1 protein-coding gene is annotated in these 1187 nt (G+C 63.9%); it reads right to left on the bottom strand.

Going from position 1 to position 1187, the window contains the following annotated elements; all coding sequences use genetic code 11:
- The coding region (locus tag OERS_RS20380; protein WP_068627792.1) for an FAD-dependent oxidoreductase at positions 1-1158 on the bottom strand (1158 nt) is incomplete at its 3' end.
- Between the last annotated feature and the right edge of the window lie 29 nt (positions 1159-1187).

The raw sequence follows: 1187 nt of genomic DNA, 5'->3' as shown, positions 1-1187 counted from the left end.
GTCCTCGACGAGGTGGCGGACGGTCTCCGAGGCGTCGGACTTGGTGTGCCCGATCAACCCGACCGGGCCACGCTTGATCCAGCCCGTGGCATAGACCCCCGGGACCTGCTCACCATCGATGTCGATCACCCGACCCTCACGGTTGGGAATGACACCCTTGAGCTCGTCGAACGGCACCTCGGGCAACGGCGACCCGAAATACCCCACCGCACGATAGACCGCCTGCACCGGCCAGTCCTGGAACTCCCCCGTCCCACTGACCGTCCCGTCACCGTTGAGCACCGTGCGCTCGGTGCGCAACCCCTCGACCCGCTCCTGCCCCAGCACCGCGACCGGAGCCTTCAAGAAATGCAGGTGCAACCGGCGCGAAGCCGTGAACTCGCTCGGATCCTTCAGCGTCCAGTCCGTCAACGTCTTGACGACCTGCTTCGTCTGGTTCGACGAATTGATCGCCGCCATCGACCCCTCGTCGAACTCGAAGTCCTCCGGATACACGATCACGTCCACGTCCGGCACATGACCCAGCTCACGCAGCTCCAACGGCGAGAACTTCGCCTGCGCCGGACCACGACGCGCGAACACGTGCACATCCGTGACCGGCGACGCCTTCAACCCCGCATACACGTTGTCCGGGATCTCCGTGGGCAACAGATCATCCGCATGCTTGGCCAAGATCCGCGCCACGTCCAACGCCACGTTCCCCGCCCCCAGCACCGCGACCTCACGCGCCTCCAACGGCCACGTCCGCGGCACGTCCGGATGCCCGTCGAACCACGACACGAAATCAGCAGCACCGAACGACCCCGGCAGATCGATCCCCTCGATCGGCAACGCCGCATCCCGGATCGACCCCGTCGAGAAGATCACCGCGTCATAGAACTGCCGCAGATCGTCCAGCTTCAGATCCACCCCATAATCCACGTTCGCCAACAACCGCACATCACCACGCGCCAACACCTTGTGCAACGCCACGATGATCTGCTTGATCCGCGGATGATCCGGAGCCACCCCGTACCGCACCAACCCAAAAGGCGCAGGCAGACGCTCGAACAGATCGATACTCACCTCGACATCCGTCTTCGACAGAATGTCCGCCGCATAGATACCAGCAGGACCAGCGCCGACGATAGCGACGCGCAAAGGACGGGAGCTGCTCACAGGAAAGAACGCCTTCCGATCGAGGAGGG

Origin of the sequence: Oerskovia enterophila, from assembly GCF_001692445.1 — a bacterium.
Taxonomy (GTDB): Bacteria; Actinomycetota; Actinomycetes; order Actinomycetales; family Cellulomonadaceae; genus Oerskovia; species Oerskovia enterophila.
The sequence above is the reverse complement of the archived record's forward strand: the minus strand, read 5'-3'. Positions and strand labels throughout refer to the sequence as shown.